The sequence below is a fragment of the Halosolutus halophilus genome (assembly GCF_022869805.1).
Classification (GTDB): Archaea; Halobacteriota; Halobacteria; order Halobacteriales; family Natrialbaceae; genus Halosolutus; species Halosolutus halophilus.
Window position 1 is genome coordinate 1,083,338 of sequence record NZ_CP094974.1, and the last position, 25,566, is coordinate 1,108,903.

Annotated in this window: 30 protein-coding genes, 1 tRNA gene and 1 pseudogene; 13 read left to right on the top strand and 19 right to left on the bottom strand. The window is 57.8% G+C overall.

The window, feature by feature from the left end; all coding sequences use genetic code 11:
- The first annotated feature begins 182 nt into the window (after positions 1 to 182).
- Both MUG98_RS05220 and MUG98_RS25510 read left to right on the top strand, forming a co-directional pair.
- Positions 183 to 560: a hypothetical protein gene (locus tag MUG98_RS05220; RefSeq protein ID WP_265111091.1), complete on the top strand. Its 378-nt coding sequence runs from the start codon at positions 183 to 185 to the stop codon at positions 558 to 560.
- Positions 561 to 1,032: 472 nt separating this feature from the next.
- Positions 1,033 to 1,170: a DUF7534 family protein gene (locus tag MUG98_RS25510; RefSeq protein ID WP_425601107.1), complete on the top strand. Its 138-nt coding sequence runs from the start codon at positions 1,033 to 1,035 to the stop codon at positions 1,168 to 1,170.
- Positions 1,171 to 2,179: 1,009 nt separating this feature from the next.
- On the opposite strand, the gene MUG98_RS05225 is transcribed toward MUG98_RS25510, so the two are convergent.
- Positions 2,180 to 3,565, bottom strand: a complete 1,386-nt coding sequence (locus tag MUG98_RS05225) for an FAD-binding oxidoreductase (RefSeq protein ID WP_265111092.1) — start codon at positions 3,563 to 3,565, stop codon at positions 2,180 to 2,182.
- A gap of 244 nt (positions 3,566 to 3,809) precedes the next feature.
- Here MUG98_RS05225 and MUG98_RS05230 point away from each other — a divergent pair, with 244 nt between their 5' ends.
- The gene (locus MUG98_RS05230) at positions 3,810 to 4,382 is read left to right on the top strand and encodes a putative glycolipid-binding domain-containing protein (protein WP_265111093.1); all 573 of its coding nucleotides are present in this window, start codon (positions 3,810 to 3,812) and stop codon (positions 4,380 to 4,382) included.
- 233 nt (positions 4,383 to 4,615) lie between these two features.
- Here the strand turns inward: MUG98_RS05230 and MUG98_RS05235 are convergent, their stop codons facing one another.
- A complete protein-coding gene (locus MUG98_RS05235; RefSeq protein WP_265111094.1) occupies positions 4,616 to 4,951 on the bottom strand; it encodes a putative quinol monooxygenase in 336 nt (111 codons plus the stop codon).
- 266 nt (positions 4,952 to 5,217) lie between these two features.
- Positions 5,218 to 5,358 carry a hypothetical protein gene (locus tag MUG98_RS05240; RefSeq protein WP_265111095.1) on the bottom strand — a complete coding sequence of 47 codons (141 nt, stop codon included), beginning with the start codon at positions 5,356 to 5,358 and terminating at the stop codon, positions 5,218 to 5,220.
- Between the two features lie 285 nt (positions 5,359 to 5,643).
- Between MUG98_RS05240 and MUG98_RS05245 the strand changes: the two genes are divergently transcribed.
- From MUG98_RS05245 to MUG98_RS05255, 3 genes are all read left to right on the top strand, one after another.
- Positions 5,644 to 6,087 (top strand): hypothetical protein, encoded by a 444-nt coding sequence (locus MUG98_RS05245; protein WP_265111096.1) that lies wholly within the window; start codon positions 5,644 to 5,646, stop codon positions 6,085 to 6,087.
- A 429-nt stretch (positions 6,088 to 6,516) separates the two neighbouring features.
- Positions 6,517 to 7,404 (top strand): CPBP family intramembrane glutamic endopeptidase, encoded by an 888-nt coding sequence (locus MUG98_RS05250; protein WP_265111097.1) that lies wholly within the window; start codon positions 6,517 to 6,519, stop codon positions 7,402 to 7,404.
- Between the two features lie 227 nt (positions 7,405 to 7,631).
- Positions 7,632 to 8,360: a DUF8127 domain-containing protein gene (locus MUG98_RS05255; protein WP_265111098.1), complete on the top strand. Its 729-nt coding sequence runs from the start codon at positions 7,632 to 7,634 to the stop codon at positions 8,358 to 8,360.
- A gap of 348 nt (positions 8,361 to 8,708) precedes the next feature.
- Here the strand turns inward: MUG98_RS05255 and MUG98_RS05260 are convergent, their stop codons facing one another.
- Positions 8,709 to 9,137, bottom strand: coding sequence for a universal stress protein (locus MUG98_RS05260; protein ID WP_265111099.1), 429 nt, complete (start codon positions 9,135 to 9,137; stop codon positions 8,709 to 8,711).
- A gap of 312 nt (positions 9,138 to 9,449) precedes the next feature.
- On the opposite strand from MUG98_RS05260, the gene MUG98_RS05265 reads away from it, so the two are divergent.
- Complete coding sequence (locus MUG98_RS05265; RefSeq protein WP_265111100.1) at positions 9,450 to 9,854, top strand: NUDIX hydrolase; 405 nt, start codon at positions 9,450 to 9,452, stop codon at positions 9,852 to 9,854.
- Positions 9,855 to 10,197: 343 nt separating this feature from the next.
- Positions 10,198 to 10,527 (top strand): bacteriophage holin, encoded by a 330-nt coding sequence (locus MUG98_RS05270; RefSeq protein ID WP_265111101.1) that lies wholly within the window; start codon positions 10,198 to 10,200, stop codon positions 10,525 to 10,527.
- Positions 10,528 to 10,588: 61 nt separating this feature from the next.
- Here the strand turns inward: MUG98_RS05270 and MUG98_RS05275 are convergent, their stop codons facing one another.
- The 3 genes from MUG98_RS05275 to MUG98_RS05285 form a co-directional block, all read right to left on the bottom strand.
- Entirely contained in the window at positions 10,589 to 11,251 is a 663-nt protein-coding gene (locus MUG98_RS05275; protein WP_345779791.1) for a DUF2238 domain-containing protein, read from the bottom strand.
- Positions 11,248 to 11,847 carry a hypothetical protein gene (locus MUG98_RS05280; RefSeq protein ID WP_265111103.1) on the bottom strand — a complete coding sequence of 200 codons (600 nt, stop codon included), beginning with the start codon at positions 11,845 to 11,847 and terminating at the stop codon, positions 11,248 to 11,250. The genes MUG98_RS05275 and MUG98_RS05280 overlap by 4 nt, the downstream gene beginning before the upstream one ends.
- A 510-nt stretch (positions 11,848 to 12,357) precedes the next feature.
- Complete coding sequence (locus MUG98_RS05285; RefSeq protein WP_265111104.1) at positions 12,358 to 12,861, bottom strand: hypothetical protein; 504 nt, start codon at positions 12,859 to 12,861, stop codon at positions 12,358 to 12,360.
- A gap of 270 nt (positions 12,862 to 13,131) precedes the next feature.
- On the opposite strand from MUG98_RS05285, the gene MUG98_RS05290 reads away from it, so the two are divergent.
- Positions 13,132 to 13,962, top strand: a complete 831-nt coding sequence (locus tag MUG98_RS05290) for an IS5 family transposase (RefSeq protein WP_265112545.1) — start codon at positions 13,132 to 13,134, stop codon at positions 13,960 to 13,962.
- Between the two features lie 212 nt (positions 13,963 to 14,174).
- Complete coding sequence (locus MUG98_RS05295; protein ID WP_265111105.1) at positions 14,175 to 14,822, top strand: hypothetical protein; 648 nt, start codon at positions 14,175 to 14,177, stop codon at positions 14,820 to 14,822.
- 388 nt (positions 14,823 to 15,210) lie between these two features.
- Here the strand turns inward: MUG98_RS05295 and MUG98_RS05300 are convergent, their stop codons facing one another.
- The 10 genes and pseudogenes from MUG98_RS05300 to MUG98_RS25395 all read right to left on the bottom strand — a co-directional run bounded on the left by MUG98_RS05300 (position 15,211) and on the right by MUG98_RS25395 (position 20,913).
- Positions 15,211 to 15,438 (bottom strand): HTH domain-containing protein, encoded by a 228-nt coding sequence (locus MUG98_RS05300; RefSeq protein WP_265111106.1) that lies wholly within the window; start codon positions 15,436 to 15,438, stop codon positions 15,211 to 15,213.
- Positions 15,431 to 15,823, bottom strand: coding sequence for a hypothetical protein (locus tag MUG98_RS05305; protein ID WP_265111107.1), 393 nt, complete (start codon positions 15,821 to 15,823; stop codon positions 15,431 to 15,433). The genes MUG98_RS05300 and MUG98_RS05305 overlap by 8 nt, the downstream gene beginning before the upstream one ends.
- A complete protein-coding gene (locus MUG98_RS05310) occupies positions 15,820 to 16,050 on the bottom strand; it encodes a hypothetical protein (protein ID WP_265111108.1) in 231 nt (76 codons plus the stop codon). Before MUG98_RS05310 ends, MUG98_RS05305 begins: the two co-directional genes overlap by 4 nt.
- A 414-nt stretch (positions 16,051 to 16,464) precedes the next feature.
- Positions 16,465 to 16,842: a hypothetical protein gene (locus MUG98_RS05315; protein WP_265111109.1), complete on the bottom strand. Its 378-nt coding sequence runs from the start codon at positions 16,840 to 16,842 to the stop codon at positions 16,465 to 16,467.
- A gap of 2 nt (positions 16,843 to 16,844) precedes the next feature.
- Complete coding sequence (locus MUG98_RS05320; RefSeq protein WP_265111110.1) at positions 16,845 to 18,935, bottom strand: minichromosome maintenance protein MCM; 2,091 nt, start codon at positions 18,933 to 18,935, stop codon at positions 16,845 to 16,847.
- Positions 18,936 to 19,122: 187 nt separating this feature from the next.
- On the bottom strand, positions 19,123 to 19,599 hold the full coding sequence (locus MUG98_RS05325; RefSeq protein ID WP_265111111.1) for a hypothetical protein: 477 nt from the start codon (positions 19,597 to 19,599) through the stop codon (positions 19,123 to 19,125).
- Entirely contained in the window at positions 19,592 to 19,756 is a 165-nt protein-coding gene (locus tag MUG98_RS05330; protein WP_265111112.1) for a hypothetical protein, read from the bottom strand. The genes MUG98_RS05325 and MUG98_RS05330 overlap by 8 nt, the downstream gene beginning before the upstream one ends.
- The gene (locus MUG98_RS05335) at positions 19,749 to 19,898 is read right to left on the bottom strand and encodes a hypothetical protein (RefSeq protein ID WP_265111113.1); all 150 of its coding nucleotides are present in this window, start codon (positions 19,896 to 19,898) and stop codon (positions 19,749 to 19,751) included. Before MUG98_RS05335 ends, MUG98_RS05330 begins: the two co-directional genes overlap by 8 nt.
- Positions 19,899 to 20,022: 124 nt before the next feature.
- Positions 20,023 to 20,125, bottom strand: a tRNA-Gln gene (locus MUG98_RS05340).
- A gap of 93 nt (positions 20,126 to 20,218) precedes the next feature.
- Positions 20,219 to 20,913: pseudogene (locus MUG98_RS25395) on the bottom strand (HNH endonuclease).
- A 232-nt stretch (positions 20,914 to 21,145) separates the two neighbouring features.
- On the opposite strand from MUG98_RS25395, the gene MUG98_RS05350 reads away from it, so the two are divergent.
- Positions 21,146 to 21,607, top strand: a complete 462-nt coding sequence (locus tag MUG98_RS05350; RefSeq protein WP_265111114.1) for a universal stress protein — start codon at positions 21,146 to 21,148, stop codon at positions 21,605 to 21,607.
- Between the two features lie 54 nt (positions 21,608 to 21,661).
- On the opposite strand, the gene MUG98_RS05355 is transcribed toward MUG98_RS05350, so the two are convergent.
- Entirely contained in the window at positions 21,662 to 22,810 is a 1,149-nt protein-coding gene (locus MUG98_RS05355) for a pyridoxal phosphate-dependent aminotransferase (RefSeq protein ID WP_265111115.1), read from the bottom strand.
- A gap of 25 nt (positions 22,811 to 22,835) precedes the next feature.
- Complete coding sequence (ribH, locus tag MUG98_RS05360; protein WP_265111116.1) at positions 22,836 to 23,252, bottom strand: 6,7-dimethyl-8-ribityllumazine synthase; 417 nt, start codon at positions 23,250 to 23,252, stop codon at positions 22,836 to 22,838.
- Between the two features lie 253 nt (positions 23,253 to 23,505).
- Between ribH and MUG98_RS05365 the strand changes: the two genes are divergently transcribed.
- Entirely contained in the window at positions 23,506 to 24,711 is a 1,206-nt protein-coding gene (locus MUG98_RS05365; RefSeq protein ID WP_265111117.1) for a 5-(carboxyamino)imidazole ribonucleotide synthase, read from the top strand.
- An 80-nt stretch (positions 24,712 to 24,791) separates the two neighbouring features.
- Positions 24,792 to 25,424 carry an AIR carboxylase family protein gene (locus tag MUG98_RS05370; protein WP_265111118.1) on the top strand — a complete coding sequence of 211 codons (633 nt, stop codon included), beginning with the start codon at positions 24,792 to 24,794 and terminating at the stop codon, positions 25,422 to 25,424.
- The last annotated feature ends 142 nt before the right edge of the window (positions 25,425 to 25,566 follow it).

Sequence of the window (25,566 nt, forward strand, 5' to 3'; positions counted from 1 at the left end):
ACGAGGTATCGGATAGCAGATCAGCATCGAGCCACAGCACCGCTCTCACTCGCGTCTAAACAAGGCCGAAGGCGCGTATTTCGCATGGAATCTCGTTTCATCGCAGTCGATGTATCCTGATCGTCGTGTACCTAGGTACCACAAAACCCTTATCTGATCGATTGAGTTGTTCAATAATCTAAATGTTCATCCAGTTCATCAAATCGAAGCCCCTGCAAGCCGTCAAGCTCACCGCCATCATCGTCACACTTCCCTATGCGTTGGGAGTGGTTTTCGGACTTATTCCCGACCAAAGTGTAACTAGTCTCTTCCTCATCCCCTCTCTCAGTCTCGGGTTCGCTCTTGTCGTCACCGCTGAGTCGCTGCTTGTGGGCTACCGATCTCCCAGAACCGGTCGCCCGCTGACCGACCGGTTCGCCGACCGTCCGATGTACAGTATCGTCCGTGCGGGGGAAGCCATCATCGTCGTCCTTTCGGTGGTATATTCACGTTCATCATCGGTACGCTCCCCGAGGGCACTATGTCAGGACCAGGCACCATCGGTCTCTGGCTCATTATGATTGGGCTTGGCCTGCCGATTATCGGGGGAAGCCTCGTCCGAACGCTCACCGAGTATTACTACTACCGACACGATTCAACAGCATGAAAATCCGCTACAATCCAGTGTAACTAAGCAGGTCTACTGATCAACTGATTCACCACAACTCTCTTGGAACAAACGACATCGGTTTGCTGCATCCATCCTCTGAATTCGGCACGCTTGATACTATCTCGGCAGCTTATCGAGTCGCTGGAAGTACAAAGCGTGAACGTGGCACGAGTTGGTGGCCGATCACGTGGGAGGGGAATCGCTCAGCGCGGGTCAAGCAAGTAGCGTTCAGTAGGATGAACACAGGAAGGGGGCATAATCTGGATACAGGCCCCGCCTATGACACAAGACATATATCGTGTATATAACATAATTGAAATATGAACTCCGAAAAACTCCTTCGATTTTTAGCGATAACGTTGCTGTTGTCCGTCCTTGCGACTATGATCGCGGCAGTCGTTTCGCCGCCCGACCCGTTCACCATGATTTTTTATTGGATTCCTCTATTACTAATTGCACCGATCATCTCGTATGTCATCACATACAAAAACGGAGCTACCTATCTCAAAAAGAAGACTTGACCGTTCAGCGTGCGTCTCCACATAGCGGTTGGCTCATCCCCATCGGCTCGAACGTAATGGACGCGACGTGATGGATGTATGCTCTGTAGTCAGCGCGTTTCTGACAGTGTTCACGCAGAATGGGCAGCCGCTGCCGCATAGAGGGCGCGAACGTGGCACGAGATGATGGCCAGTCATCAAGGGCAGGTGGGCGCTCAGTACAGGTGAAGGAGTGAGCGAACAGACAGACAGAACGTAGGTAGGATTATACTTTATCGGCGGCCAATTTCTTCTATGGGCGTTGGTGAGACTCTTTCCACCGTGGGAAATTCGGAGGTCTCGGTGGGTGACGCAATTTCAATCGTTATCATTTCTGGACCGCTTGGTGGCATATTCGGGGGTAGCTTTACGGCTCACATTGTCTCTGAGGAGACGAGGACTGTGTGGCTGACAACTGTCGCGGTTGCCGTTTTGGGCTTAATTACCTTGTCAGCCCGATCGTGAGTCAGATTGGACAGTTCTCAGACGTGGTTACTGTTCAGTATGGAGAAAATATTTACCGGCTCCCGAGCTACTGAAACTCGATGGTACACTGCCCTGAATGTGAGCACGAGATATCTGAGGAATCGGATGTCGAGTTCAAAGACTTGGACGCGAAGATAGCGGGACTCTTTCGGTCCTCCAAACGGTTCTACGTGGTCGCCTGCAACAATTGTGGCGCAGCAATCGGTAGCGGTGTCGCCGGTGGCGGCGGCTGACGGTAAAGCGAATTGAGCGAGGCATCGACAGTCGGTAGTAAATCCAACTCACCTCCATCGAACGCTCACTATGCAGATCTACTGATCGGCTGATCCACTACAGATCGTTCGAAACAAACGGAGTTGATTTGCTGTATGCACCCTCTGTATTCAGCACGCCGTTCTTGACAGCAGATCGGTAGATCATTCAGTTTCTGCTGAATAGAGGACGCGTATTCATCAAGCTTTGTCGGATCAACCGGTACTTCGAAGGAATATCGAGGGAGAACTTCTCAGACGGTCGGTTCAATGTTCTGGTTGAGATGGAACACGTTCTCGGGATCGTATTCGGTCTTGATGCTGGCGAGCCGCCGGTAGGTGTACTCACCGTAGGATTCGCGGACTCGTTGGATGTCGTCATCGGCGTCGAGGAAATTCACGTAGACCCCCTCTCGATGGGGTTCGAGCGCGTCGAAGAACCGACGGGTCCACGCTGTTTCCGACTCGGCGTACTCCTCTTCCTCGTCGGGACGCCATATACCGTTGATGTTGATGTTGTGAGGTGAGTTCCGACCGGTGTAGGCGGTGGCATCATTATCGACGCGGCTCACCGCTCCGCCGAGATGGAATAGCACCGAGTACGAGCGAGGTGACTCCGCCGAGAAGGCGTGGTCGACGAACACGTCGATCAGGTCGTCGGACAGCTCCGGCAGATCGGTCGACTTCCAGTAGTAGTGCCATCCATGGAGGACGGTGCTGTCAAGCCCGCTCTGGTGCGCCAGATAGGGCTTGGGGGAGACCAGGTCGAGAATCGGTGTGCCGTGCTCACGCAACGGTCGGAGGACGCGTTCACTCTCGTCGACTGGCGCGGCGTAGCAGGCGTTGATGGCCACGGCGGGTCGCCAGTGAAGCTCCTCGGGGACGGCTGGGAGGGGAGGAATAGTCCCGAACCTGATGACGGTGCCAAGCTCGTCGGGAGCATCCCGCGCGAAGTCGCGATAAAAGCGTAGCACGTCGGCGGTGTCGTCCGCCGCCCAGAACACGGGGCCGGCGAGCACCATGGGACCGACCGGGTGGAGGGCAAACTCGAAAGAGGTCACGATCCCGAAGTTTCCGCCGCCGCCTCGTAGCGCCCAGAACAGGTCGGAGTGCTCGTCGTCCGAGGCTCGGATGAACTCGCCATCGGCGGTCACCACATCGGCGGAGAGCAAGTTGTCGGCGGTGAGGCCGTGCTTGCGCATCAGCCAGCCGATCCCACCGCCGAGTGTGAGTCCGGCGACGCCGGTGTGGCTGACGATACCGCCCGTGGTTGCCAAGCAGTGGGCCTGGGTTTCGTGATCGACATCACTCCACAGGGCACCGCCCTGTACCCGGGCGGTCCGTGCGCGAGGGTCGACCCATACGGCTCGCATCTCTGAGAGGTCGATGACGATTCCGTCGTCGCAGACGGCGGTGCCGGCAACGTTGTGGCCGCCGCCGCGTACCGCGATTTCGAGGTCGTGCTCCCGTGCGAAATTCACAGCCGCGATCACATCCGCGGTGCCTGCACACTTGGTGATGGCCGCAGGACGGCGGTCGATCGTCCCGTTCCAGACCGCACGGGCCTCGTGGTAGCCCTTATCGTGGGGCTGGATCAAAGTGCCCCGAAGCGTTTCTCGGAAGTCGTTAACTGTTACCATGTCTTACGTTCTCCTACTACACGAATCGCGTTAGCTGTTACCGTAGCACAAGGTCTGCTGAATACACCCTCTGTATTCAGCACGCCACTTTTGACAGCGACTCGGTAACTCGATCAGGTTTTGCTGAATACAGGGCGCGTGTGCAGCACAGAAGGTTCGAATGGAACGGCATCAGACCGGTAGATACAGAGAATTCAGTATATGAAAAGATATGGTAATCCGCGCCCACAACATTATTCGGTATATGAACCGAGACATATTCTGGTCACCGGTTGCCGGGGTTGGGATAGAATCTCTACATCTCATCGAGGACTCAGCAGGTGTCGCTGCTGAGAGTGTCGTCATCGGTTCGGTCGATGGCGCATCGTTTCGTGTCCGCTACGAAGTTGAGTGCGACCGCCAATATCACGTTCAGCGAGTGGACGTTGCCGCCCTCGGCCGGGAATCAGAATCGATAACACTTCGGGCCGATGGGGAAGGCAAATGGACTGATGGACAAGGAAAGGAGGTTTCGGCACTGAATGGATGCATCGACGTGGACATTTCAGCAACGCCGTTCAGCAATACACTACCAATTCGACGTTTGGAACTTGACCAGAACGAGTCAGCCGAGGTGCAGATTGCATATATTGCGGTGCCCGAATTACGTGTTGAGGCTACCTCTCAGAGGTACACCTGCCTCGATCCAATCGACGAGGATGGCGGACGGTATCGCTATGAAAGCATATCCAGTGGCTTCACGGCCGAGTTACCGGTTGATCCGGATGGACTCGTCATTGATTATCCAGGATTGTTTGACCGAGTTTCACCCTCATAACCGCTGACAAATCCGCAGGTCTACTGATCGGCTGCTTCAGCACGAATCGCTTGGAATAAACGATGTCGGTTTGCTGCATCCATCCTCTGAGTCGGTCACGTCGGTTTTGACAGTGACCGGTAGTCCGTTCAAAGTGTACTGCACTCGGGGCGCGAGTGTAGCACAGGATATCCTGTTCAATCTGCGAAAGTGGTGATCGTTCAGCACAGATGGATTATATATCAGTCAGCGGTTCAATCAAGTGCCGCGGCAGCATCACTTGCTGTGAACTCTGCACACTCTATCTCATCAGTCTCAAACTGAATCGTTTCGATCTTCCCATCTACGAGGTTTGGAAGTGACTTGACAAATCTGCGGTATTGCGTGGATTTGGTGTGCGTTTCGGCAGCAGCAGCATCTTCGTACTGCTCAAAAAACCGCATGACGCTGGGGTCGTCGATGTCCATCATTGCGCGGTACCGGACGGTTCCGTCTTCGGTCTTCGAGTATTCAACGAGATCAGACACGAGTTCCATCGCTTCCTCCCGCTGCGCTAAATCGAATGGAATTGTAGTATGAATAACCAACATATTTGATAAGATATAGTCTGAGGTCATAGTTGTTCCGAATTGTCAATACGCTACTATCTCCTGCCAACTACGCCGATCTACCAAACAATTGGTTCATTGTCTTCGGCGGGAAACAAACAAAGCCGTCGTGTTGAACGCATGCTCCCTATTCAGCACGCCGCTCGTGATAGCGAATCGAGATTTCGGTCAGGATCTGCTGAATACAGGGCGCGAATCTTGTAATCCAGATCGTGCTGAAATCGTCAGTAATGATACCAGTTTCGTTTTCAGTCTCCCTTCAGTTCATCCATACACTCGGCGCAAACTTTCATATCATCCTCCCCGGCAAGGTCTTCTTCGCCGCGATCGATTGAGTCGATTAGTTCTTTCGTGATAACATCTGGCGTGATGCTTTGAAGATCATCCACATCACGGCCGCATCGAGTACATTTAACCATGGAATGAAGTAACAAGGTCACAGCTTGTTATTGTAGGCCACGAATCCTACCGTTAACGCTGTACCCTATCGTTACCGATCTGCTGTCACGAACGGCGTGCTGCATACAGAGGATGAATTCAGCAGATCGGCAGATCGCTCAGTTTCTGCTGAATAGAGGGCGCGAATGTGCCACAAGATTCGACTCGGTTTGCGACGTTAATGACCGCTAAGTACAGGCAAAACAATCATCACATAGTAGACTGAAATATGGGTGATGCATATGCGGTGGAACTCGTTTCTCCAGAATACCATTCTCGCTACGGTACTCCTTGCAGGGGTGTACGGTCTTCGAGAGGCGGTTCCACTTGGCACCCTTCTACTTAGATTCAATCCACTGGGAGTTACTACGATACTGGGACTAAACTACCCAGATGCCTTCGATCCAGCGGTGTTTATCGCAGAACTCTTTCTTCTCGGACTGGTCGGTACCGCTGCTGCACATCTCATTCATCGCTGGGCAACCGACGCCCACCATACTGGGTGGCATCTCGGTGTGGCTGGTGCCCTCGGTATAGTAGGCCTCCACTGGATAAAGTGGGCAATTGTATTTTCTGGTACAACCCATACCGATACAGAACCGGTCGTTATTACAGGCGTTTCGGGGTTGATACTGCTCGGCCTGGCCGGGTGGTTCGCTGGCAGTGGGACACGGAAGTGAACGGCAGATGACTGTGAAAGGTATGCACATGACATGAGCAGGTCTACTGACCAGTTGGTGCATCGGCTTCGGCGTGAAACAAATCAAGTCGTTGTGCTGAACTCATCCTCTGAGTCGGTCACGCCACTTCTGACAGAAGCCCAGAAGTTTGAACAACCTGTGCTGAACTCACAGCGCGAATGGTGCACGAGATTCGGCTCGATCTGCGACGGTGGTGAATCGCTCAGAATAGCAAGTAGGTAACGGAGCGACGACTGATCTGTCCGGAAGATATCAAAAACTGTGTGCTGAATATAGAGGATGGATTCAGCACGTAGGATGCGCCCTGTACGGTGAGTGTATCCATTGGGGGTGTTGACCGCTGACTTACAGTATGGAGGGAGTCTACATTCCACTCTATGTTAACTGTGTCCAGGCCGTAAATGGAGTATGGAACAGACTGCGCATCGAACGATTGGCAATACGTCCGTCTCAATCGGGAATCCATGGCTGTTCTTTGCCGTCACATTCGCCATAACGTGGGGATTCTGGCTGGCAGCAATCGCTCTTGAGGTAAGGTTTGACAGCGCCGCAGGCCTCGTGTTGCTACTAATCGGCCTTGTTGGCCCTGGAGCTGCCGGTATTGGGTTTGTGTACCTTGTGTACGATGATCGAGGACGGGCGGATTTCTGGAATCGCCTCAAACAAGTTCGCCGAATCGGCGTTCGGTGGTTCCTCGTGATACTTCTGCTTCCGCTGGCAGTGACTGTCACAGCCGCAGCAGTAAGTATGCTATTAGGTGGGTCAGGTGCGACATGGGGCGAAGGGGTGCAGGAATTTGGCGTGAATCCACTTGCGATCCTGCCTGCGCTATTTTTCGCCACACTCCCGCCTATTCTCGAAGAATTAGGATGGCGAGGCTATGCGTTAGACCGGCTTCAGATGAACTGGTCCGCGCTGAGTGCCAGCGTGCTGTTAGGCGTGGTCTGGGCCGTCTGGCACCTCCCGTTATTCTTTATCGAAGGCTCATTTCAACGCGAGGAAGTTGGATTCGCCACACTCGGGTTCTGGCTGTTCATGATCGGCATTGTCGCGCTATCAGTCGTATTCACGTGGGTCTATAATCACACCTCACGCAGCATCCTCGGCATTATCCTTCTTCACGGATGGATTAATTTCGTCTCCGAAACGATCGAAGTCGGAGACGTATTCTATTACTCTCACTGGGTGCTGCTCGCAGTGATAATTACAGTAATCTGGGGAGCGGCGACACTCACGAATACCGAAGAGGTGCCTCAACCGCCTCCTGGTAGCGATCACGACCGCAGATACAGCTGACACGGAACGTTCTGTACGATAGTTGGCCGCGCTCAATTGGTCACATCCGGCGAGCGTACGAGATACCCGCCCTGTATCTTGCAGAGACTCGACGAACTACCGAGATAGTGTCAGAAGGAGCGTGCGAGATACGGAGAATGGATGCATCACATTGCCATCGTTTATATCACTCCTCTCGGAAATGACATTGCGAAAAGAGACATGTACCCGGTTTCGTTATTACAGGAATGAACTTGCAGCATCCACGAGCAATATATCTCTTGTTGTTGGTTCTTGGGATCGCTGTTCTGTTGACCGGTGGCGGTATCGCAGATTCCGAAACGAAAGTGCAGCAGTATACGGCCTTCGAAGTGACTCATGAGGACGGTGAACTCGTTCTGACAGACGTAGACACCGGCGAGGAACGCCGAGATGCGCAAGCTTCGGTCACAAACGTCGATGAGAACATCGTTTGTTTGCCGACGGGTACCAGAGAATGCAGCCTCGCTTTCCGAGAGTACAACGGCGAGGTCAATTCCACCGGCATTTCGAGTGAATTTCGCTACGCGTACTTCGACGGTGAGTTCTATCGACTTACGGCTACCAATGATTTCGAGTTCGAATTCGAGCGAACGGATGCCTCGGACGCATTCGCCGCGTTAGCTCTTGACAGTGATCGACTGACGGATACAGAACGCGATGCGCTAGAAGAAGGGAAGACCGTCTCCACACAACCCGTTCCCCATCCAAACCACCTCGTAGAGCACGGTGGGAAGTACTACACAATTCTTCAAACTGGAAGCAAAGTGTACGGCGACTCCGATTCGTTCTGTAGTTCGAGCGGCGACGACTTCTGCGACCGAGCGGATGTGGAGCGGTGGGTTGACTGGATCTGGGGAATTGGACTCGGAATACTCGGGGTTTTCGGGGCTCTTGTCGGTGGCGGAGGACTGCTAAGAGAGTACCGATCAGACTAACCGAACAGTAGTTCAGTCCGGTTTTGCCGATCATTTGGCAATCCAAATCACTACCAAGAATAACTTCGGCCAGTGATAATCATCCTCCTTAGACTGAGCGGCCCGACCAAGCCATTGTCAAGTGACAATCCGTGCAACATTCGCACCCTGTATTCCGCACGATCGGACTTGACCTATACAGATTCTATCAGAAATCGCCTGCTGAATACGAAGGATGCGTTCAGCACGACGGCGTTCTTTGTTTCACTCCAACGTTAATGAATTAACCGTTCAGTAGATCTGCGAACAGAACACTGAAAGTGTATCCACTACCGGAGCTGAATTAGATCGGTTTAAGAGTTGGTTGTGTCACCGGATAACTGTTACCGACACGGAGGCTTTGTTGACGACGGTAGTTGCAACAGTGCCGAGTAGACGATGAAATGGGCTGGGGGGACCTCCGTGCCCCCCCAGCACGACATGATCGACGTTGCTCGTATCGATATAAGCGAGGATTGTGTCTGCTGGTTCACCGGTTTCGACTGTTGTTTCAATTGATCGGCCTACCGCTCCACTCCGATCGCGGGCACGCTCGATCAGTCGATCAGCTTGGGTATAGGCCGCATCAAGCCGTGATTCCTCCACTTCCAGAATGCCTCCTTCGCTCATGTTCGTATCAAGTGGTGTCACGACGTTCAAGACGGTGATCTCACAGTCGAATACGTCAAGTGCATGTTCGAGAGCATCCTTGGCCAATGGAGAGCCGTCCAGCGGGACAAGGACGTGTGACGGGGCCATAGCTGTCGTTCGCGAGCGAACGTATTGTCTCCTCACGTGGCATACTACTACTGGTTGCCATTGATCGGCGGTCTGTGGCTGCTCTGTATTGAACAATTCAGACCCGATAGGGCAGATGCACACTACTCGTGCAAACCTAACGTGAATGCTTTCATCAGGAAATATAGATGTTAATAGAGCTGTGCTGAATACACAGCGCGAATGTGGAACGTACCGAGAGGCGATCTGCAAGGATTAGTGATCGGTCAGTACAGGATGCGAAGTGATCATTCGAATCAAAAATGACATTTCCCGCGCACGGTATCGAATTCTATGGATCAACCTGCCCACGCCTCGGTTCGGGGTCTCATTGAGAACGAGGGTCGAGTTCTCCTCATTAAACAACGAACGCCCGATGGGAGCGACGTGTGGGAGGTGCCGGGTGGACGGGCATTGATTGGCGAAGACCCGAGAGACGCAGTCGTCCGTGAAGTGAGGGAGGAAACGTCCCTCGAGATCACCGTTGGAGATCCGATCGACGTGTATTCGTACACTTGGGACGGGCGCGCGAAGGGCGTAGTAGCAACGGTTTTCGAGTGCGAAGTAGTCGACGGGACAGTAGACATTAGTAATACCCCCGAAGACGAATCGATCATTGGTTTCGACTGGGTTACTCGCACTCGAGTTGATTCGTTACCTATGCTACCCGAACTCAGAGAGATCATCACCGATCAGTAAGCACGTGAAGTGAGCGAATGGTTCGCCGGTTTCGCCGTGAAACAAACGATGTCGTCGTGTTGCACTCATGCTCTGTATTCGGCACGCCGCTCGTGACAGCGACTCGGCAGTTCGTTGATCTCTGCAAGATAGCGCGGAGGATTATCTCTCAATACCTGGCAGGTTAGATCGGTCAGTACGGCGGAACAGGTCTCACGTCGGGATTATCGTTCACCGACCCGTACCATCATGCTGACAGTAATTTGCGGAATAGTATCGTCATGGTATTATATACGGGGTTGCCGTGTGTCGGTGTGAGCCGATCGAGACAGACCCGCTGTCACGGTTCGAGAGAGGTGTTACTATGAGCAACTGGATCGGCACCAAAGTGCAACAATCAGATTCTGAGACGATGCAAGAACCGCGCCGGACCACGATTTCGGAACCGTCTCGACTGGAACCAAATGCGTTCGGGTTAGCGTGTGGAATATTTTGGGCGGGCGCGGTGGCGGCTATCGGTCTCACTGCTCGAGTGGGGTGGGGAAAACGGTGGGAAGAGCTACTCGCGGACATGTACCGCGGCTTCAATGAGACCAGGTCCGGACTCATCATTGGTGCTGGCTGGGCGTTTCTGGACGGGTTTACCAGTGGATACGTCGTCGCTTCGTTGTACGATCGCATCCTGCCGGATTGACGATCGGAATCTGCGTCCCGTTTCGCTTCCCAACGCGCACAGTTGGGGAAGATCTGGGTCGTCAGGGCGCTCGAGTGTCCAATAGGTCGGCTAGCTGGTTCGAAACGTCCGTGAGGTACGCGGTTCCGAGAACGGAGACGAGGAGGGCACCGAGCAAGTCGTACGTGAGATCGAGGACGGTGTCTTCAAGACCGTACTGCGTGAGAATGTCAGGGATACCGAGGAGTTGCGCTGCGATGGTGACGTAAAACTCGTAGAGTTCCCAGACGACACCGAACGCCATCATGAAGATGAGGAGGTACACGAACAGAAACGTCGGCGGAAAATCGACGGCGTCGGTGTGTACGTCCAGCGCTCGTGCGGTCGCGTAACCGACGCCTGCCACGAGCGAGGAAGAGAGCGCGTGGGTCAGGTGGTCCCACCACCACACGGCCTGGTACGGCGTCAGAAAACCGAGTCCGGGCAGCGGTACTGTTCCGAGCGCGTGGAGGACCATCGGGACCGTGATCCAGAGGACGAGTCCGACGTCCATCGTGAATCCGTACCGCCGCTTGAAAAGGGCGGGGAGTTGCGAGACGAGAAGACCGGTAGTCGCATTGACCACTATGCCCAGACTCCCGAACCACAATCCAGTCACGAGGATTACGATCATGAGGAGTTGGAGTACGCGGACGAGTAGGGCAGCCTGTTTGGCGGTGAGTCTCAACCGCTCGCGGATCGTCACGTCGATTCCACCCCTCGTGGTGGCGACTGTTCGCGTCGGAGTTGCCACCGGAAGTACAGCCAGAAGGTGAAGCCCGAAACGAGCCCCGCGACGAGCGCGACGCTGAAGATTAGCATGAGGTCGTCGTTCGTCTCAACGAACGTGTCGCCGAGATAGGCCGCACTAAACGCCGAGCCGACCGCCCAGAATCCGGCGACGGCGAGCGTGGTGATACAGACGAAGAACACGGCGAAGGCGGGTGTCATCTGAAGCGTCGTCGTGAGTTGGAGCGTGCTGACGACGAGCATGCCGAGCACCGCGACGCCGACACCAACGAAAAACTGGCCGAGGAACGCTGGCTGGAGTGGTCCGAGGACAAGCGGAAGCGACGCGACGACGAGAAGTGGCCACGGGAGCGTGTGTGTCCATGAACGGACAACCAGCGGTGGAACTACCGCAGTTGCCGTCGCGACAGTGGCGAACGCTGCCCCAACGAAGTAGCCCACGAAGAGGTGCGCGATTACTGCAGTGGCGAGGATTCCAGTAAGCACCCACGTGATCACAGCATTTGTTCGCGTGTCAGTAACGAACCACTCATTCGGTAGTTCCTGACTCATACTGCGCGTATCGTCGTCCGTTGCATAGTACCAGCCACTGAGTCCAGCAGCCTCGAAGGATCGTCGGTCATATCGCTCTAATCGCTGTCGAGGAACAAAGTACCCCGATATCGACGGTCCGAACGGTTAACAAGGATATCTCGGTCAGGGCCCATCGCGAACCAATACGATTCGGCGAACTTGCTGGCCCCCATCGTCTGCGTGAAGTGCTGAACCTCCCGGGATATATTCAGCCGCCCTTTTTTGAAAGTGGCTCGACGATCCCTGAAACGGTGTAAGAGACAAGGTGTATATTCTCCACTTGATACGCCCTAGTAATCGGTAGGTTCAGCTCAGATTCTCCGGAACAAATGAAATCGGTTTGCTGATCGCATCCTCTCTATATTCAGCACACTGCTTCTGACAGAATTTGAGGAGAACGGTGAACTGGTGCTGGATACAGGGCGCGAATGGTGCACGAGATTCGACTCGATTTGCGACGGTGGTGATCGCTCAGTATATGGGGTGCATCTACCGGTCGTTCGAGTCGAAGTTCCACAGTCCGTCAACCGAGTGGATCGTGAGATACGTCCCATCCGACGAGGCGGTGACCCTGTTGTGAACCTGCACCCGGTTGAAGTTCTCCCGTGACGTCGCGACGTTAAAACTGCCGACCGACTCGCCATCCTCGGCCCACTCCGGACTGGTGGTTCCGACCACGTAGCGTACGGAATCGAACTGTTCAGTAAACGCGTCGTGAAGGGCATCGGAGACGACCGGCATTCGGGGCGTCGGAAACCGGTCTGCCCACTCCTCGCCGAGGTGGACGAGTCCTGGTGGAGCATCGTTCGGCTCATAGCTGGCATCGACGTTGATGACGGGCACCTCTACGGTCCGGCCGGGCTCCTCGATGAGGCCGTCGATAGCTTTGAACTGTATGTACGCGTCGACGCGCTCGGCGGAGTTCAGACACCCTGCAAGGGCGAGCGGGACGCCAGACCCAACAGTACCGAGTACCGTTCGTCGAGAGAGCATGTCCCCGAGTTTACTGGTTCGGATGCATATGTCTTCCGTGAGCAGAATGATACACACGTATATCTACTGAGCGGTCGGTTCAGAATCTTCGGCACGAAACAAATTCAATGGTCGTGCTGAACGCATCCTCTGTATGCAGCACGCTGTTTCTGGCAACAGTTCGGTAGGTCCCTAAGGCCGTGCTAAATACAGGGCGCGGGCCGTGTTTAGACGCTAGTAATATTGCCTCTATGTCGGGAATTCTAGGAAATGAAGCGAGCACAGGTGGATGTGCACTCCAAACTGGCCCGCTTCACCGAACGATGCGTCGAATTGTCTCAAAAAGCTGTCGGAAGCGGTTCGAAAGAACCTCTCAGCAAAGGAAAGGGTGGCTACGCTGATTGGGTGATCGTAGCGATCCATGGTCTTCGGGAATACCTCGATCACTCCTACCGACGGTTGCTAGACGTTCTTCGAGAAATGCCAGCTATTGTCGCCAAACTCGGCCTTTCACCGGATGAGTTGCCGGACTTCACCACCGTTTGTGTTCGAAAACAGGATCTCAAGATGCCCGTCTGGCGGATGCTGTTGCAGCTGTCGGCGGAACTATTCGATACCGGAGAGGTACAAGCAATCGACTCAACCTGCATCGCTCATCGCTCGTCCAGCCATAACTACGCAAAACGCGTCAAAGGGACGTTTGAGTCGGTCAAAACCACTATTCTCGTAGACTGTTCCACGCGAGCTATTCTCGATATACACTGCTCGATGAACCTACCACATGACACGCAGATTGCGTGGCAAGTCCTGAAAAGAAACCTCAGCAACGTGGAAACCGTCGTCGCTGACAAAGGGTTTGATTGGGATGAACTCCGCCAGATGCTGCGAAACGAGGGGATTAGACCGGTGATCAAGCATCGTGAGTTCTACTCGCTCGATGCCACACACAATGCTCGGATTAATGATGAAACCTACCATCAACGGTCTATCGCAGAATCGATGTTTTTCGCGTTGCGCAAGCGATTCGGTTCAACACTTAAGGCAAGAACGTGGTTTGGACAGTTCCGAGAACTCGTCCTTAAGGCCGCCGTCAGAAACATCGAACAATCGCTCAGGGCCTAACTCTGATGATTTCGACCATCTAAACAAGACCCACAGCGCGTATCCATCAGCCCGGCCCAAGAATCTCCCGTCCATCGGAGTTCGTAGCCGACCGACCCGTGTCATGCAGTCGCATTTCACAGCATCGGCGCTCCCGCAACAGCGGTACCTGTTGGGACGTGAGCTACCGTGTATCAGAACCTTCGTCATGAAAAAACATCTGATGGTATTGAATGGCATTCAGAGGCATATATATCCGTGTGCGGCCCCTCCGTTCAACTACAATGAGCGAAACCAACTCTCCCGTCAGTGCCGTATTCGACCTCCAGCGAAACGCGATCGAACAGACACACGAAGCCGTCAAACGCGGTGTCGACACCCAGCAGGAATTCGGCGAGGCATTCGTCGACTTCGGCCCCGCAAAGCAGGCAAACGAGCGCAGCTACGACGCCGTCCGTACGGTTGTCGACGTGTACTTCGACGCCGTCGAGTCCACGACGCCCGGTCAGCAGGAGATACTCGGTGACTTCCGCGCCACCGTGGACGAACAACTCGACGCCACCGAAGCCAACCAGGCCGAAGCCATCGAGGCCGTCGAGGCGAACGCGCAGGAAGGCAGTGAGTCCGTCGACGAACTCTTCGAGAGGGTTATCGTGGCCCTCGACGAGCAGTTCGAGGCGGTTCTGGACGCCCACGCGGGTGTCGAAGACCAGACCCTCGCTGTCTTCGAAGGCATTGAAGACAACCTCGAGGAGCTTCAGGCCGAGTTCGAAACACAGTTCGCGCAGCTCGAAGCGCAGGTCACCGAACTCCAACAACACGTCGAGGCCGTGGGCGACGATACCGAACGTAGCCGCGGCGAGGATGGCAGATATAATTAGGCCGGTCACCGTTGCACTTACTAGTCCGCCGAACGTCACAACAATAGTTCCTAAAAGAGGACGAGTACGAATACGGCTACATTATTGATGACGAGATGTTGTTGGTCTCGGAGCCGTTATAGGAGATTTGGTATTCCTGATTCGGGATCAGATAGGTTGACATTCCAAAGTAGACACTTGAAATCATTCGATGCTACTAGATGCTGCCGGGACAGCAGTCTCGACCGGTCTCCCAATCAATTGAAGGAAGTGTGTAGTGCGTAGGTGCTGCCGAGCTGGATACAGCCTCTATATTCAGCAGGTGGCTTTTGGCATAGTTCGGATAGATCGATAGCCGCTTGGGTAACTGCTTGCCCTGTATTGAGCGATCATCTAGAAACGACGAGGCTTACTTTAGATAGTAGACGTCTTGACGAAGATCTGTCCGCAGGGGATGGCTGTCGATGACGTCGATCTTTTCGAGATCTTGAAGCGCATTGTAGACGGTCCGCTGAGTCAGCTGTGTCTCCTCGATGATCTCTTTCTGTGTGAGTGGTGCCTCGTATTCGAGGATTTTGTACACGAACTTCGCACTCGGTGGGAGGGCCTCGAGGGCCCGTTCTTCTTGTTTAGACATCGGTCTGGTCACCTCCATCGAAGTCGATCGCGACGACCCCGTCGGGATCCAAGATCGTCATGTCGAGTCGGACAGCGTCCGATCGGCAGACGAACGCGCTACGATCCACGCCGCCGATGATCGAGATCATGTCGTCGAACGGCTGGAACTCCTCGTGGCCTGGCGGAACTGCTGGCCCCTCGATCTCGACCCAGCCACGCGGGATCTCGCGGGCCATATCGATCGAGATGACGAGACAGCCGTCGCGAGGCTCGTTACCAAACTCCGCGAAGCGGTCGTGTGCCTCCAGGAGCGTCTCGAGCGAGGGCACGCCCGTGATTGTCGCGATGTCATCGTGCTCAAGGGCATTCTGCCAGAGTTCGAGGGTGTCTTCGAAGACGGTCATCCCTTGAGTTCACCTCGCGCCGCGCCACGGAGTTTTCGCGAGTCGGCCTTCGAGCAGTCGAAGCAGAGCGTGTTGTGCGGATGGTCGTGACCGCGATTGATCGCATACGATTCGCGCTTGAGAGCCGTGGGATCGAACGTTTCACCGCAGTAGGTGACGCCGATGAGGCTCTCGACGCAGTAGCCGTTATGCCCATTGTCGAGGTTGACCACGTAGCCGGTTGTCACGAGTTGTCACCCCCTTCGGTTCCAGTGGAGTTCTTAGAATTCGAAGACGAGTTATCAGTGGCCGTGCGAAGTGACCGATTCCTATTGAAGTTCTCTTGACAATGATCTACACGGGATTTCTGAATGGGGTTGATGACGCTGGGCCGAGGGATACTTCTCGGGGTGATCACTTTGGGCGACCACAATCGCATTGTGGCCGTCTGCGAACGCTGTGAGGCGGTATACGCAGCGAGAGAACTCTCGAATGGACGGATCCGCCCGATAGGTTCCAATTCGTGCACCTGTGGATCCAATACATTCCGGCCACTTCGGTGAACGGTAGCGTACTCAACCAGTACAAACACCCCCTTTCTTCGCGAACTATCCGGTGAGGGCCGTTGATCAGTTCCGCAGCTGTAGTTGCTGCTGTCGTTATCAGTCATCGTCCTCACCTCGAAGGTCGTCGACTCGATGATTCGCAACCCGAAGTCTGAGCGCCCCGCTACGGGTCGTCCGCTCGGTTCGGTCGTAGTACTCGCGAATCTTGCGCTCGAGTGTATCCGCGTCGTCGATCCCCAGATACGCCCGGTCACGCCCGTCCGAGTCGTCGACGTAGCGGAAGAGGTCGCCCCGGGACGTCGCCACCGCGATCGCCGACCGGATCCGCGAAGGATGTTCGTCTGGATAGCTCCACGAGACACTCGAGACGACCGGCCCTTCGTGGATCAGCGGCGGTTGTTTTCCGCCCGTATTGTGCTCGACGTAGCCGACCACGCTCTCGTAGATCGCTTTTGAGGAGGCATCATCCGCCATGGTCACGCCCTCCCCAAATATCGGATGTGATCGGTCTTCGGCTCGATCGCGACGCCATCCTCGAGCATACTGTCCATGTCCGAGTAGAGCCGATCGGCGCTCCACCGATCGTCGTCCTCGGTCATGCACTCGATCACGCGATCGCGTGGAACGCCATCGGCGTACTCGTCCTCGAGTTCGTTGATAGCGCTCGCGAGGAGTTTCATCCGCTTCTTCTGGCTTTTCGATTGACCGACTTCGACGACGTCGGCGTCGTACTCGCCATCTTCGTTCTTGCCGACGTCCTGCATCGACCGACCGGCCATCTCGGTCGTGATCCGAGCGTGGCGCTCAGTGATGACGTCCGAGAGTTCGAACTTCGCAGCGGCCTCGGCGATCCGGACCAGCGCCTCGAGGTCGCGGAAGGTGACCGGGATTGGCGAGTTGTCGCTGACATCATAGAGCCGGCGGATCTCGAGGAAGCTATCCCGGAGCTGCTCTTTGATCGCCTTACTCTCGAACGGCGGGGCAGGCTGCTGTTTCGCGAGCGCGATCCACTTCCGGAAGAGTTCCGGTTCGACGATCGGCTCGACGCCGTCGTCTTCCTTGTCCTCGTTCTGGTCGTCGCGCTTTGCGGCATCGCGTACGTCCAGGACGTGATCAGCCAGTTCCCGATCGTCATCCTCGTCGGGTTCGTCCTGGACGGTGAAGATCAGGTCGAAGCGTGACAACAGGTCCGAACGGAAGTCGAACTGTTCAGGGATCGGCTCGTATGGATCGAACCGACCGTGCTTCGGGTTGCCCGCCGCGATCACCGCGGCTTCGGTTGCGAAGGTGGCGCTCTCGCCGGCGAGTTCGACATTGATCTTCTGCTTCGACATCGGCTCGAGCATGTGCGCACGGACCTCGCTGTCCATGTCGTCGAGCTCATCGATGCACACCGCCCCGCCGTTGGCTTTGACGAACGCGCCGGCTTTGAGCGACCAGCCATCGTCGCCGAAGTCGTCCTGTTCAGCTGCAACCGTGAGGCCAGGCCCACTCGCACGGCGGCTTGTCACACCGACAGTCCGCCATCCAACATCTTCTGCTCGATCGATTAGCTTTGACTTGCCAGTTCCAGGATCACCGATCAGGAAGACGTTCACCGTCGATCGGTCAGTGTCACCGTCGGCGTACTCGATCGACCCGCCAGAGACCAGCGCCAGGACAAGCGCTTTCTTCTCGAGGTCGTAGCCGAAGACCTTCGTTGAGAACGACTGCGCAGCCACCTCGAACGGATCGCCTTCGGCCCCGTCAGCGAGATCGTGGATCCGCTTTCGCTCCTTGCTCGAGATGTCGAGATCCTGCTGGTCTGTCTGCTCGATATCGATGTGGTAGCCTTCGAGGTACTCGTCGAACGTCGGCTCCTTTTTCGAGCCGCTGGTGTTCTGCTCGAACCGGATGATTCCCGAGACGCAGACCCGGTCGCCGACCGTTACCTTCCCGGCGATGTCGTCCTCGACGAAGGCGTCGATTTTCTGACCGGCGCCGTCGGCGAGCTCCGGCGGCATCTTGATACGGAGCTTCTGCGCGTCGACGAACTCTGACTGATCAAAGTTCACTCTGAACGGCCCCTGTCGCTCACAGCCCTGGCACTCGTGAGGCTCCTGAAAGTTCCCGTCGGACTGTGGGACGCGGGTGAGCGTGCCGCAGAGTTTGCACTCGAACGCGGCTTCCTCGATCTTCGGGTAGACATCGGATGTCTTCGTGATTTCGCCCCGGATCGACCGGTAGTCGCCGAGGTGCCCCGACGGAGAGAATTCGCCCGGATAGTAGGTATACTCCTCTGAGAGGTTCCCGACGCGTACATGCGCGTTCAACTCGATGTCGATCGAGAGGTCGAACATCCGGAGCGCCTCCTCGAAGTACCGCCGCATCTGCTCTGGTTGCGTGAGATAGTCGTCCGCGATGTCGGGGACGTACTGATGGACGTCGCGCCAGTCGATCTCGAGCGAGCGTTGTTCGTTCGGATAGCGTTGTGCCAGCTGGCCGATCGCCTCCTTGGAGTAGCGACGGTAGAACTCCGTCGCGAGACGATCGGTGAGTGGTTCGTCCTGGGTTTGGGCTGTTGACATGGGATCGGTCGCGGTTTTCGTCTGCGAATAAAACCGAATCGAGCCTTCCAGACGACCAACGACGGCGTCGGACGGCGTCGGATTCGGCGTACTCACAGCTAATCGAAAGTTTGTACAAACCGCACTACAACGCAATTTTCACTCTATGAAACTGGTGGTGGAATACCTCGGTGGAAGAAACCCATCGTTAGATCTCCCCCTCCAGATCCGTTTTCTTCGCGGACGAAAACGAAGCGCCAGTTCTTGCCTCGCGGGCGTCCACGATCAGTTGCTTCCCCTTCCCGGTGGGGTTCTGGTACTCGAATCCCGGCTCCTTCGCGGCGAGACGCATCAGCTTGTAGCAGTAGTCCGCGCTGGGTTCGCCGTCGAACACGCTCCACATTATGTCGTTGTAGTCGAGTGCGGCCTTCCCGTGGCTCTCGGTCGCCCCGCGGAAGGCGTGTTCGCGAACAGCGCCGACACGGCCATCTCGATCGAGATCGTCGTAGGAGCGGTTCTCCTCGATGTCTTCATAGCGCAACTCCAGGGAAGTGACTCGATCCTGGAGATCGAGGTTGTCTTCCCGGAGTTCGTCGACGATGTCTTCCAGTTCCGAGCAGCGAGCCATCGCCCGTTGGGCGACCTGGAGTGCGTCCTCTGGCCGGACGTTGCTGCCGTCACTCATCGAGATCACGCTCCAGGGCCCTGATTCGGCGATCGAGATCGTCTATCTCCTCGCGGAGTTCGGCGAGGTCGCCCTCGAGGTCGACGCATCGACCGAGCGCGCGTTGTGACATGACGAGTGCGTCGGACACTCTCGTGTCACCGGCCTCACTACACATGCCGGATCACCTCATAGTCGCCGGCGCAGGCCTTGCAGACCGTCCGTTCACCGTGCTCAGGATGATCGATGACGACGCCGGCGTCGTCGGTACAGCCGAGCACTCCGCAGAACGGACCGAACCCGTCGGTCACGGAACTCACACTGGAACACCCCCTGGAGAAGGCAATAATCCAGATACTGCTGTAGGGGTGTCCTCGGCTAAACGGGTAGTGTTCCCCGGAGAAAACCGCCTTTCAGGTCCGGGGACTATGTAAGATTTTTAAGTAGTCCCGGGCGGATTCGAACCGCCGTCCTGAGCTGTCTTCCGTGACGGATCGAGCCGGACACGTCCAAAGGCTCAGATGATTGGCCACTACACCACGGGACTGCTTCGAATCCCCGCGTACCTCGCAGTTTCGTCGGAACTGCTCGCCACTACGGGACTTCGTGTCCCGTCTAATCACTCGTCGGTACAATAGTGTTACTTTTCATCCCGGGATGGAACGCGAATCTCACCTCCCTCCGCCCGACGGTGGCAACTTCGACAGTGCGTGATCACGTTCGCCAGCGTATGTGCCTCCGCTGGCCGATCGAAGTCGCGAACGGGCGTCAGATGATGCACGTCCGGGTTCTGGTCGAGTTCGTCCGGTCCGGCACCGCAGTGTTGGCACTCGTACCCGTCCCGATCGAGCGCCTGCCTTCGAACCCGCCACTACGATCGGCCGTATTCGATCGGGCCACCCCCACTGGTGATGATCCGATCCGACGACGGTTTCGGAGAGCCAGTTCCCGGAACACTCGAGCGTACAGAAAACGCCGCGGCTCTGATTCGCCGCTCTGGAAGGGACGACTTCGGATCCCGTCGTACAGTACCGACAGGTTACGGATGCCCGTTCACCCGGTTCCGACGGATTTTCGGGACGGAGTTCAGCAGCCACCCTGACGCAATCGGGGCAGTACGTCCCATCTCTGTTCGATGGATAGAACGAAAACGAGTCGCCACAGGTTGTACCCGTTGTCGTCTCCCTCGCACCAAGGTTCCGTTGTGGTCACCCGCGTTCGGATCACAGTCGTCGCAGTACTCCAGTCGCGATTTCGGATCGAAAAAGTTCGTCTCACAGCCGTTGCACGTCCGGTTCGGTAACGGCTGTGTACTTTCGTGTGGTGCTGGCGCATTCCCGTATAAATTCGCGACCGATCGATCCGAAACCGGTCTCCGGAACGCGAACCGGACTCGGCCGTCCCGCTCGATCGGCTGGTAACTGGTCGGTCGCGAGGGGATCCTCGACGAGCGTGACGCCGCGGACGGTGCCGACTCGGGTCCGCACCGGCAACCGACGACTGAGGTTGGACTCCCAGCGTGACGCTCGCAACGTACTGTTTTATCTACGGGGCCCGTACCGTAAATATGGCAACCCACGTTCTGGTTCCGATCGACGGGTCCGATCAGTCGTGGCAGGCGTTCGAACACGCGCTGACGAACCACGAAGGAAGCACGATCACCGCCCTCACCGTGACCCATCCGATGCAGGGGCTGTTCACGGATGCGGACGACCACGGCCTCTTTGCCCCCGACGACGGCGGTCTGTTCGATTCGAAGGCGCGTGAGCAGGTCGAGGACGTCGGGGACCAACTGAACGAGGAGGCCCGTCGGCGGTTCGCGGACGCCGATCCGGCGGACACGACACTCGAGACGGCGGTCGAATCCGGTCGGCCCGCGAACACGATCGTCGCCTACGCGAACGAGCACGACGTCGATCAGATCGTCATCGGGAGTCACGGCCGCGCGGGTGCCTCGCGGATGCTTCTCGGCAGCGTCGCTGAAACGGTCACCAGACGGGCGGGGGTCCCGGTGACGATCGTTCGGTAGTCGAAGAACGTCGGGAGTCGGACGATCGGTCGATCGCCGATCCGTCGGGAGTCGCTACAGGTAGCCTTCGTCCGCGAGTCGTTCGATCCCCTCCTTCAGCCGTTCTTCACTCGCCGCGTAGGAGATCCGGGCGTAGCCGGGCGTACCGAAGGCGCTGCCTGGCACCGTCGCGACGTGGGCGTCCTCGATCGCGCCTTCGCACCAGGCCTGATCGTCCGAGTCGACCGGGAGCATCATGTAGAACGCGCCTTCCGGGACGGCCACGTCGACGCCGTGGTCGTCGAGCAGGTCGACGACCAGATCGCGGCGCTCGCGGAAGGCCTGGACCATCTGGTCGACCGCCGTCTCGGTGTTCTCGAGAGCCTCGATCCCGGCGTGCTGGACGAAGTTTACGGCCGAGGAGACCGAGTGGCTGTGAAGCTTGCCGGCCTGATCGATCAGGTCCTCGGGACCGGCGAAGTAGCCGAGCCGCCAGCCGGTCATCGAGTAGGCCTTCGAGAAGCCGTTGACCGTCACGGTGCGATCGGCCATCCCTTCGAACGTGCCGAGGCTCGTCGGCTCGACGCCGTAGGTAATCTCCTTGTAGATTTCGTCGGAGATGACGGTGACGTCGTGTTCGACGGCCAGGTCGCGGACGCCCTCGAGGGCCGCGTCGGAGTAGACCGCACCGGTGGGGTTCGACGGCGAGTTGACGATCAGCAGTTCGGTCTCGTCCGAGACCGCGGCCGCGAGGTCGTCGAGCGCGGGTTCGAGCTGGAGGTCCGATCCCGAGAGATCGACGCGGGTAAGATCGCCGCCGGCCATCTTGACCATCGCCTCGTAGGAGACCCACGCGGGGTCGAGCAAGACGACTTCGTCGCCGTCTTCGATGAGCGCCTGCACGATCTCGTACAGTGCCTGCTTCGCGCCGGGCGTGACGATGATCTCGTCCGTGGTGTGATCGAGGCCGTCGGCGGCCAGTTTGTCGGCGATCGCCTCGCGCAGGTCGAGGATCCCGGCGGAGGTGGTGTAGCCGGTGTGGCCGGCGTCCATCGCGTCCTTGCCCGCCTGGACGATATTTTCGGGCGTCGGGAAGTCGGGTTCGCCGACGCTCAGGTCGACGACGTCTGCCCCCTCGTTCTCCAGTTCGGTGGCGAGTGCGGAGATGGCGAGCGTCGCGGACGGTTCGACTCGGGTCACGCGGTCGGTGAATTCCATAGTCATGGTATCGGTGGTGTCGGTTGGTGGGTTACTCGGTGGCGTCGGGCAGTTCCGAAACGAGGTCGATCGCGCCGTCGACGGCTTTCGCCGCGTTCTCGACGCGTTCGCGTGCTTCGGCGGCGGACATGCCGGGCCCCGTCACGCCGAGCGTTACGGGGGTGTCACGCTCGAGGCTCACGTCGGAGAGCCGCTGGGCGGTCGCGTCGCTGATGACCTGGTCGTGGTCCGTATCGCCGGTGATGACCGCTCCGACGACGGCGACGGCGTCGACGGCCTCGCGCCGAGCGAGCCGATCGGCCGCCAGCGGTGCATCGTACACGCCGGGGACGTGGATCGTGTCGTACACCTCCGCGCCGGCGGCGTTCGCCGCTGCTTTGGCCTCCTGCTCCATCTGCTCGGTGATCGGCCGGTTGAACTCCGCGACCACCAGTCCGAGCGTGGTCATACCCGAGCGGTGGTGAGGACGGGTAAAAGAGGTACCGTTCTCGGGTAGCCGGACCGGAGGTCAATTCCCGTCGACTGGCGTCGCGAACGATCCCGTCCGGAGACGGCGATCGGTGCCCGGTCGGTCGCCCAGCCCCGACGTCGCTAGAATATCCTCGTTTGTGCTCAAAACAGACGCGATCTGTCCGTCCGGTGAGCACGATCGTGACGTCAATTGAGAACTCTTAAGCGCCGACGCGGACAACCGGCGCGCAATGACAACGCTGGAGACGCCAGGACCGACGATCGGCGTCGTCGGCGGGGGACAGCTCGGTCGGATGCTCGCCGAGGCGGCGGCACCGCTCGGGGTCGAACTCGTCGTCCTCGATCCGACGCCGGACTGCCCGGCCGCACCCGTCGCCCGCGACCAGATCGTGGCCGACTTCGACGACGAGGCGGGAGTTCGCGAACTGGCCGCGCGAACGGACGTGCTCACCTTCGAGATCGAACTCGCCGATCAAGAGGCCCTGGATCGCGTGAGCGAGGACTCCGGGACGCCGGTCCACCCGAAGCCGTCGACGCTGGAGACGATTCACGACAAACTCGTCCAGAAGCGCACCCTCCGGGACGAAGGGATTCCGGTCCCGCCGTTCCGCGAGGTAACCGACGCCGACGACGTCCACGAGGCGATCGACGACTACGGTGCGCCGGTCATGCTCAAGGCCCGCACCGGCGGCTACGACGGCCGCGGCAACGTGCCCGTCGAGACGAAAGCCGACGCCGAGGACGCTCTGGAGTCGGTCGCCGGCCCCGCAATGGTCGAGTCGTTCGTCAACTTCGAACGCGAGATTTCGGTGATCGCCGTCAAGGGCGACGACGAAATCGCCGCCTTCCCCGTCGGCGAGAACGTCCACGAGGACGAGATCCTCCGGGAGACGATCGTTCCCGCGGGATCGAGCGACGCAGTGACGGACCGCGCCCGAGACGTCGCGGCGCACGTACTCGAGGTGATGGACGGACGGGGTGTCTATGGAATCGAACTATTCGAAACGAGCGAGGCGCCACCCGCCTCGGAAGCGTCGAGCGGACGGAGTCAGCGAGACGGTGACATTCTGCTCAACGAGATCGCGCCGCGACCGCACAACTCCGGCCACTGGACGATCGAGGGGGCCGAGAGTTCGCAGTTCGAACAGCACGTCCGCGCGGTGCTCGGCTGGCCCCTCGGTGCGACCGACCTCCGCGCGCCGACCGTCTCGGTGAATCTACTCGGCGACGTCGAGGAACCGCGGGACGCGGCGCTTCGGGGCGTCGATCGAATTCTCGAAACGCCCGGTGCGAACCTCCACTGGTACGGGAAGCGCCAGGCGCGCCCGCTGCGCAAGATGGGGCACGTTACTCTGACCGGCCGAGACGAGGCGTCGACTGACGACCTGCTCGAGACCGCGCGCGAACTCGAGGACGCGGTGACGTTCCGACCGTAGGGAACTGGCGGCCCTGACGTTCCGATCGTCGGATCCGCGCTTCCGCTTAGTTGAAGTCACCTGCCCGACCATCTCGATCCATGAGCGACAGCGTCAGCGACCTGATCGATCGACTGCACCGTGAGGCCGAACAGGACCGACCGACCGAAGAGACTCCCGACGTGGGGATCGTCATGGGTAGTGACTCGGATCTCGAAGTCATGTCCACCGGGGGCCGCCGTCGCGGGGCCTACGACGCCTTCGTCGACGAACTCGGCTTCGCCGAGCAGACCGACTACGAGGAGCCACCCGAAGAACGGTTCACGTTCGAGACCTACGTCACCTCGGCCCACCGCACGCCGGACTTAATGCGGGCTTACGCCGCAACTGCCGAAGATCGGGGGATCGAGGTGATCATCGCCGGGGCCGGCGGGAAGTCGGCCGACCTGCCGAACATGACGGCCTCGATCGCGTACCCGCTGCCGGTCATCGGGGTGCCGGTCCAGGAGAAGTCCGTCGACAGCGTCATCGGGATGCCGACCGGCGCGCCGCTGGTCGCGGTCGACGCGGGGAAGTCGTTCAACGCGGCGTTGTCCGCGGCGCAGATACTCGCCCGACAGCACGACCCGGTTCGCGATCGACTCGTGGCCTACCACGAGCAACTGCGAGAAGACGTCGGCACCGTTTCCAGAGACCTGCACGATCGGGGAACGGACGCTTTCTCGTCCGAGTAACGTCTCCTAGACCGCCGTTTCGATCCCCGCTCGATCGAATACCGTCGTCTCGACCGAGATCCGACCGCGTCGCGGGTGACCGAGTTTCGTCGTCTCGGCCGGGGCCTGACCGCGTTCCGGTCCGGAGCGGAAACCGATCGGA

What these genes read in the sequence shown, in the direction of transcription:
- MUG98_RS05250 (WP_265111097.1), top strand. Translation starts at nt 6,517, where the DNA reads ATGGAACAGACTGCGCATCGAACGATTGGCAATACGTCCGTCTCAATC.
- MUG98_RS05280 (WP_265111103.1), bottom strand. Translation starts at nt 11,847, where the DNA reads ATGAGTCAGGAACTACCGAATGAGTGGTTCGTTACTGACACGCGAACA.
- MUG98_RS05355 (WP_265111115.1), bottom strand. Translation starts at nt 22,810, where the DNA reads ATGACTATGGAATTCACCGACCGCGTGACCCGAGTCGAACCGTCCGCG.
- MUG98_RS05245 (WP_265111096.1), top strand. Translation starts at nt 5,644, where the DNA reads ATGCATATGCGGTGGAACTCGTTTCTCCAGAATACCATTCTCGCTACG.
- ribH (WP_265111116.1), bottom strand. Translation starts at nt 23,252, where the DNA reads ATGACCACGCTCGGACTGGTGGTCGCGGAGTTCAACCGGCCGATCACC.
- MUG98_RS05235 (WP_265111094.1), bottom strand. Translation starts at nt 4,951, where the DNA reads ATGTTGGTTATTCATACTACAATTCCATTCGATTTAGCGCAGCGGGAG.
- MUG98_RS05365 (WP_265111117.1), top strand. Translation starts at nt 23,506, where the DNA reads ATGACAACGCTGGAGACGCCAGGACCGACGATCGGCGTCGTCGGCGGG.
- MUG98_RS05305 (WP_265111107.1), bottom strand. Translation starts at nt 15,823, where the DNA reads ATGACCGTCTTCGAAGACACCCTCGAACTCTGGCAGAATGCCCTTGAG.
- MUG98_RS05265 (WP_265111100.1), top strand. Translation starts at nt 9,450, where the DNA reads ATGGATCAACCTGCCCACGCCTCGGTTCGGGGTCTCATTGAGAACGAG.
- MUG98_RS05260 (WP_265111099.1), bottom strand. Translation starts at nt 9,137, where the DNA reads ATGGCCCCGTCACACGTCCTTGTCCCGCTGGACGGCTCTCCATTGGCC.
- MUG98_RS05330 (WP_265111112.1), bottom strand. Translation starts at nt 19,756, where the DNA reads ATGTGTAGTGAGGCCGGTGACACGAGAGTGTCCGACGCACTCGTCATG.
- MUG98_RS05270 (WP_265111101.1), top strand. Translation starts at nt 10,198, where the DNA reads ATGAGCAACTGGATCGGCACCAAAGTGCAACAATCAGATTCTGAGACG.
- MUG98_RS05230 (WP_265111093.1), top strand. Translation starts at nt 3,810, where the DNA reads ATGAACCGAGACATATTCTGGTCACCGGTTGCCGGGGTTGGGATAGAA.
- MUG98_RS05370 (WP_265111118.1), top strand. Translation starts at nt 24,792, where the DNA reads ATGAGCGACAGCGTCAGCGACCTGATCGATCGACTGCACCGTGAGGCC.
- MUG98_RS05220 (WP_265111091.1), top strand. Translation starts at nt 183, where the DNA reads ATGTTCATCCAGTTCATCAAATCGAAGCCCCTGCAAGCCGTCAAGCTC.
- MUG98_RS05350 (WP_265111114.1), top strand. Translation starts at nt 21,146, where the DNA reads ATGGCAACCCACGTTCTGGTTCCGATCGACGGGTCCGATCAGTCGTGG.
- MUG98_RS05295 (WP_265111105.1), top strand. Translation starts at nt 14,175, where the DNA reads ATGGCATTCAGAGGCATATATATCCGTGTGCGGCCCCTCCGTTCAACT.
- MUG98_RS05225 (WP_265111092.1), bottom strand. Translation starts at nt 3,565, where the DNA reads ATGGTAACAGTTAACGACTTCCGAGAAACGCTTCGGGGCACTTTGATC.
- MUG98_RS05300 (WP_265111106.1), bottom strand. Translation starts at nt 15,438, where the DNA reads ATGTCTAAACAAGAAGAACGGGCCCTCGAGGCCCTCCCACCGAGTGCG.
- MUG98_RS05315 (WP_265111109.1), bottom strand. Translation starts at nt 16,842, where the DNA reads ATGGCGGATGATGCCTCCTCAAAAGCGATCTACGAGAGCGTGGTCGGC.
- MUG98_RS05320 (WP_265111110.1), bottom strand. Translation starts at nt 18,935, where the DNA reads ATGTCAACAGCCCAAACCCAGGACGAACCACTCACCGATCGTCTCGCG.
- MUG98_RS25510 (WP_425601107.1), top strand. Translation starts at nt 1,033, where the DNA reads ATGATCGCGGCAGTCGTTTCGCCGCCCGACCCGTTCACCATGATTTTT.
- MUG98_RS05285 (WP_265111104.1), bottom strand. Translation starts at nt 12,861, where the DNA reads ATGCTCTCTCGACGAACGGTACTCGGTACTGTTGGGTCTGGCGTCCCG.
- MUG98_RS05255 (WP_265111098.1), top strand. Translation starts at nt 7,632, where the DNA reads ATGAACTTGCAGCATCCACGAGCAATATATCTCTTGTTGTTGGTTCTT.
- MUG98_RS05325 (WP_265111111.1), bottom strand. Translation starts at nt 19,599, where the DNA reads ATGAGTGACGGCAGCAACGTCCGGCCAGAGGACGCACTCCAGGTCGCC.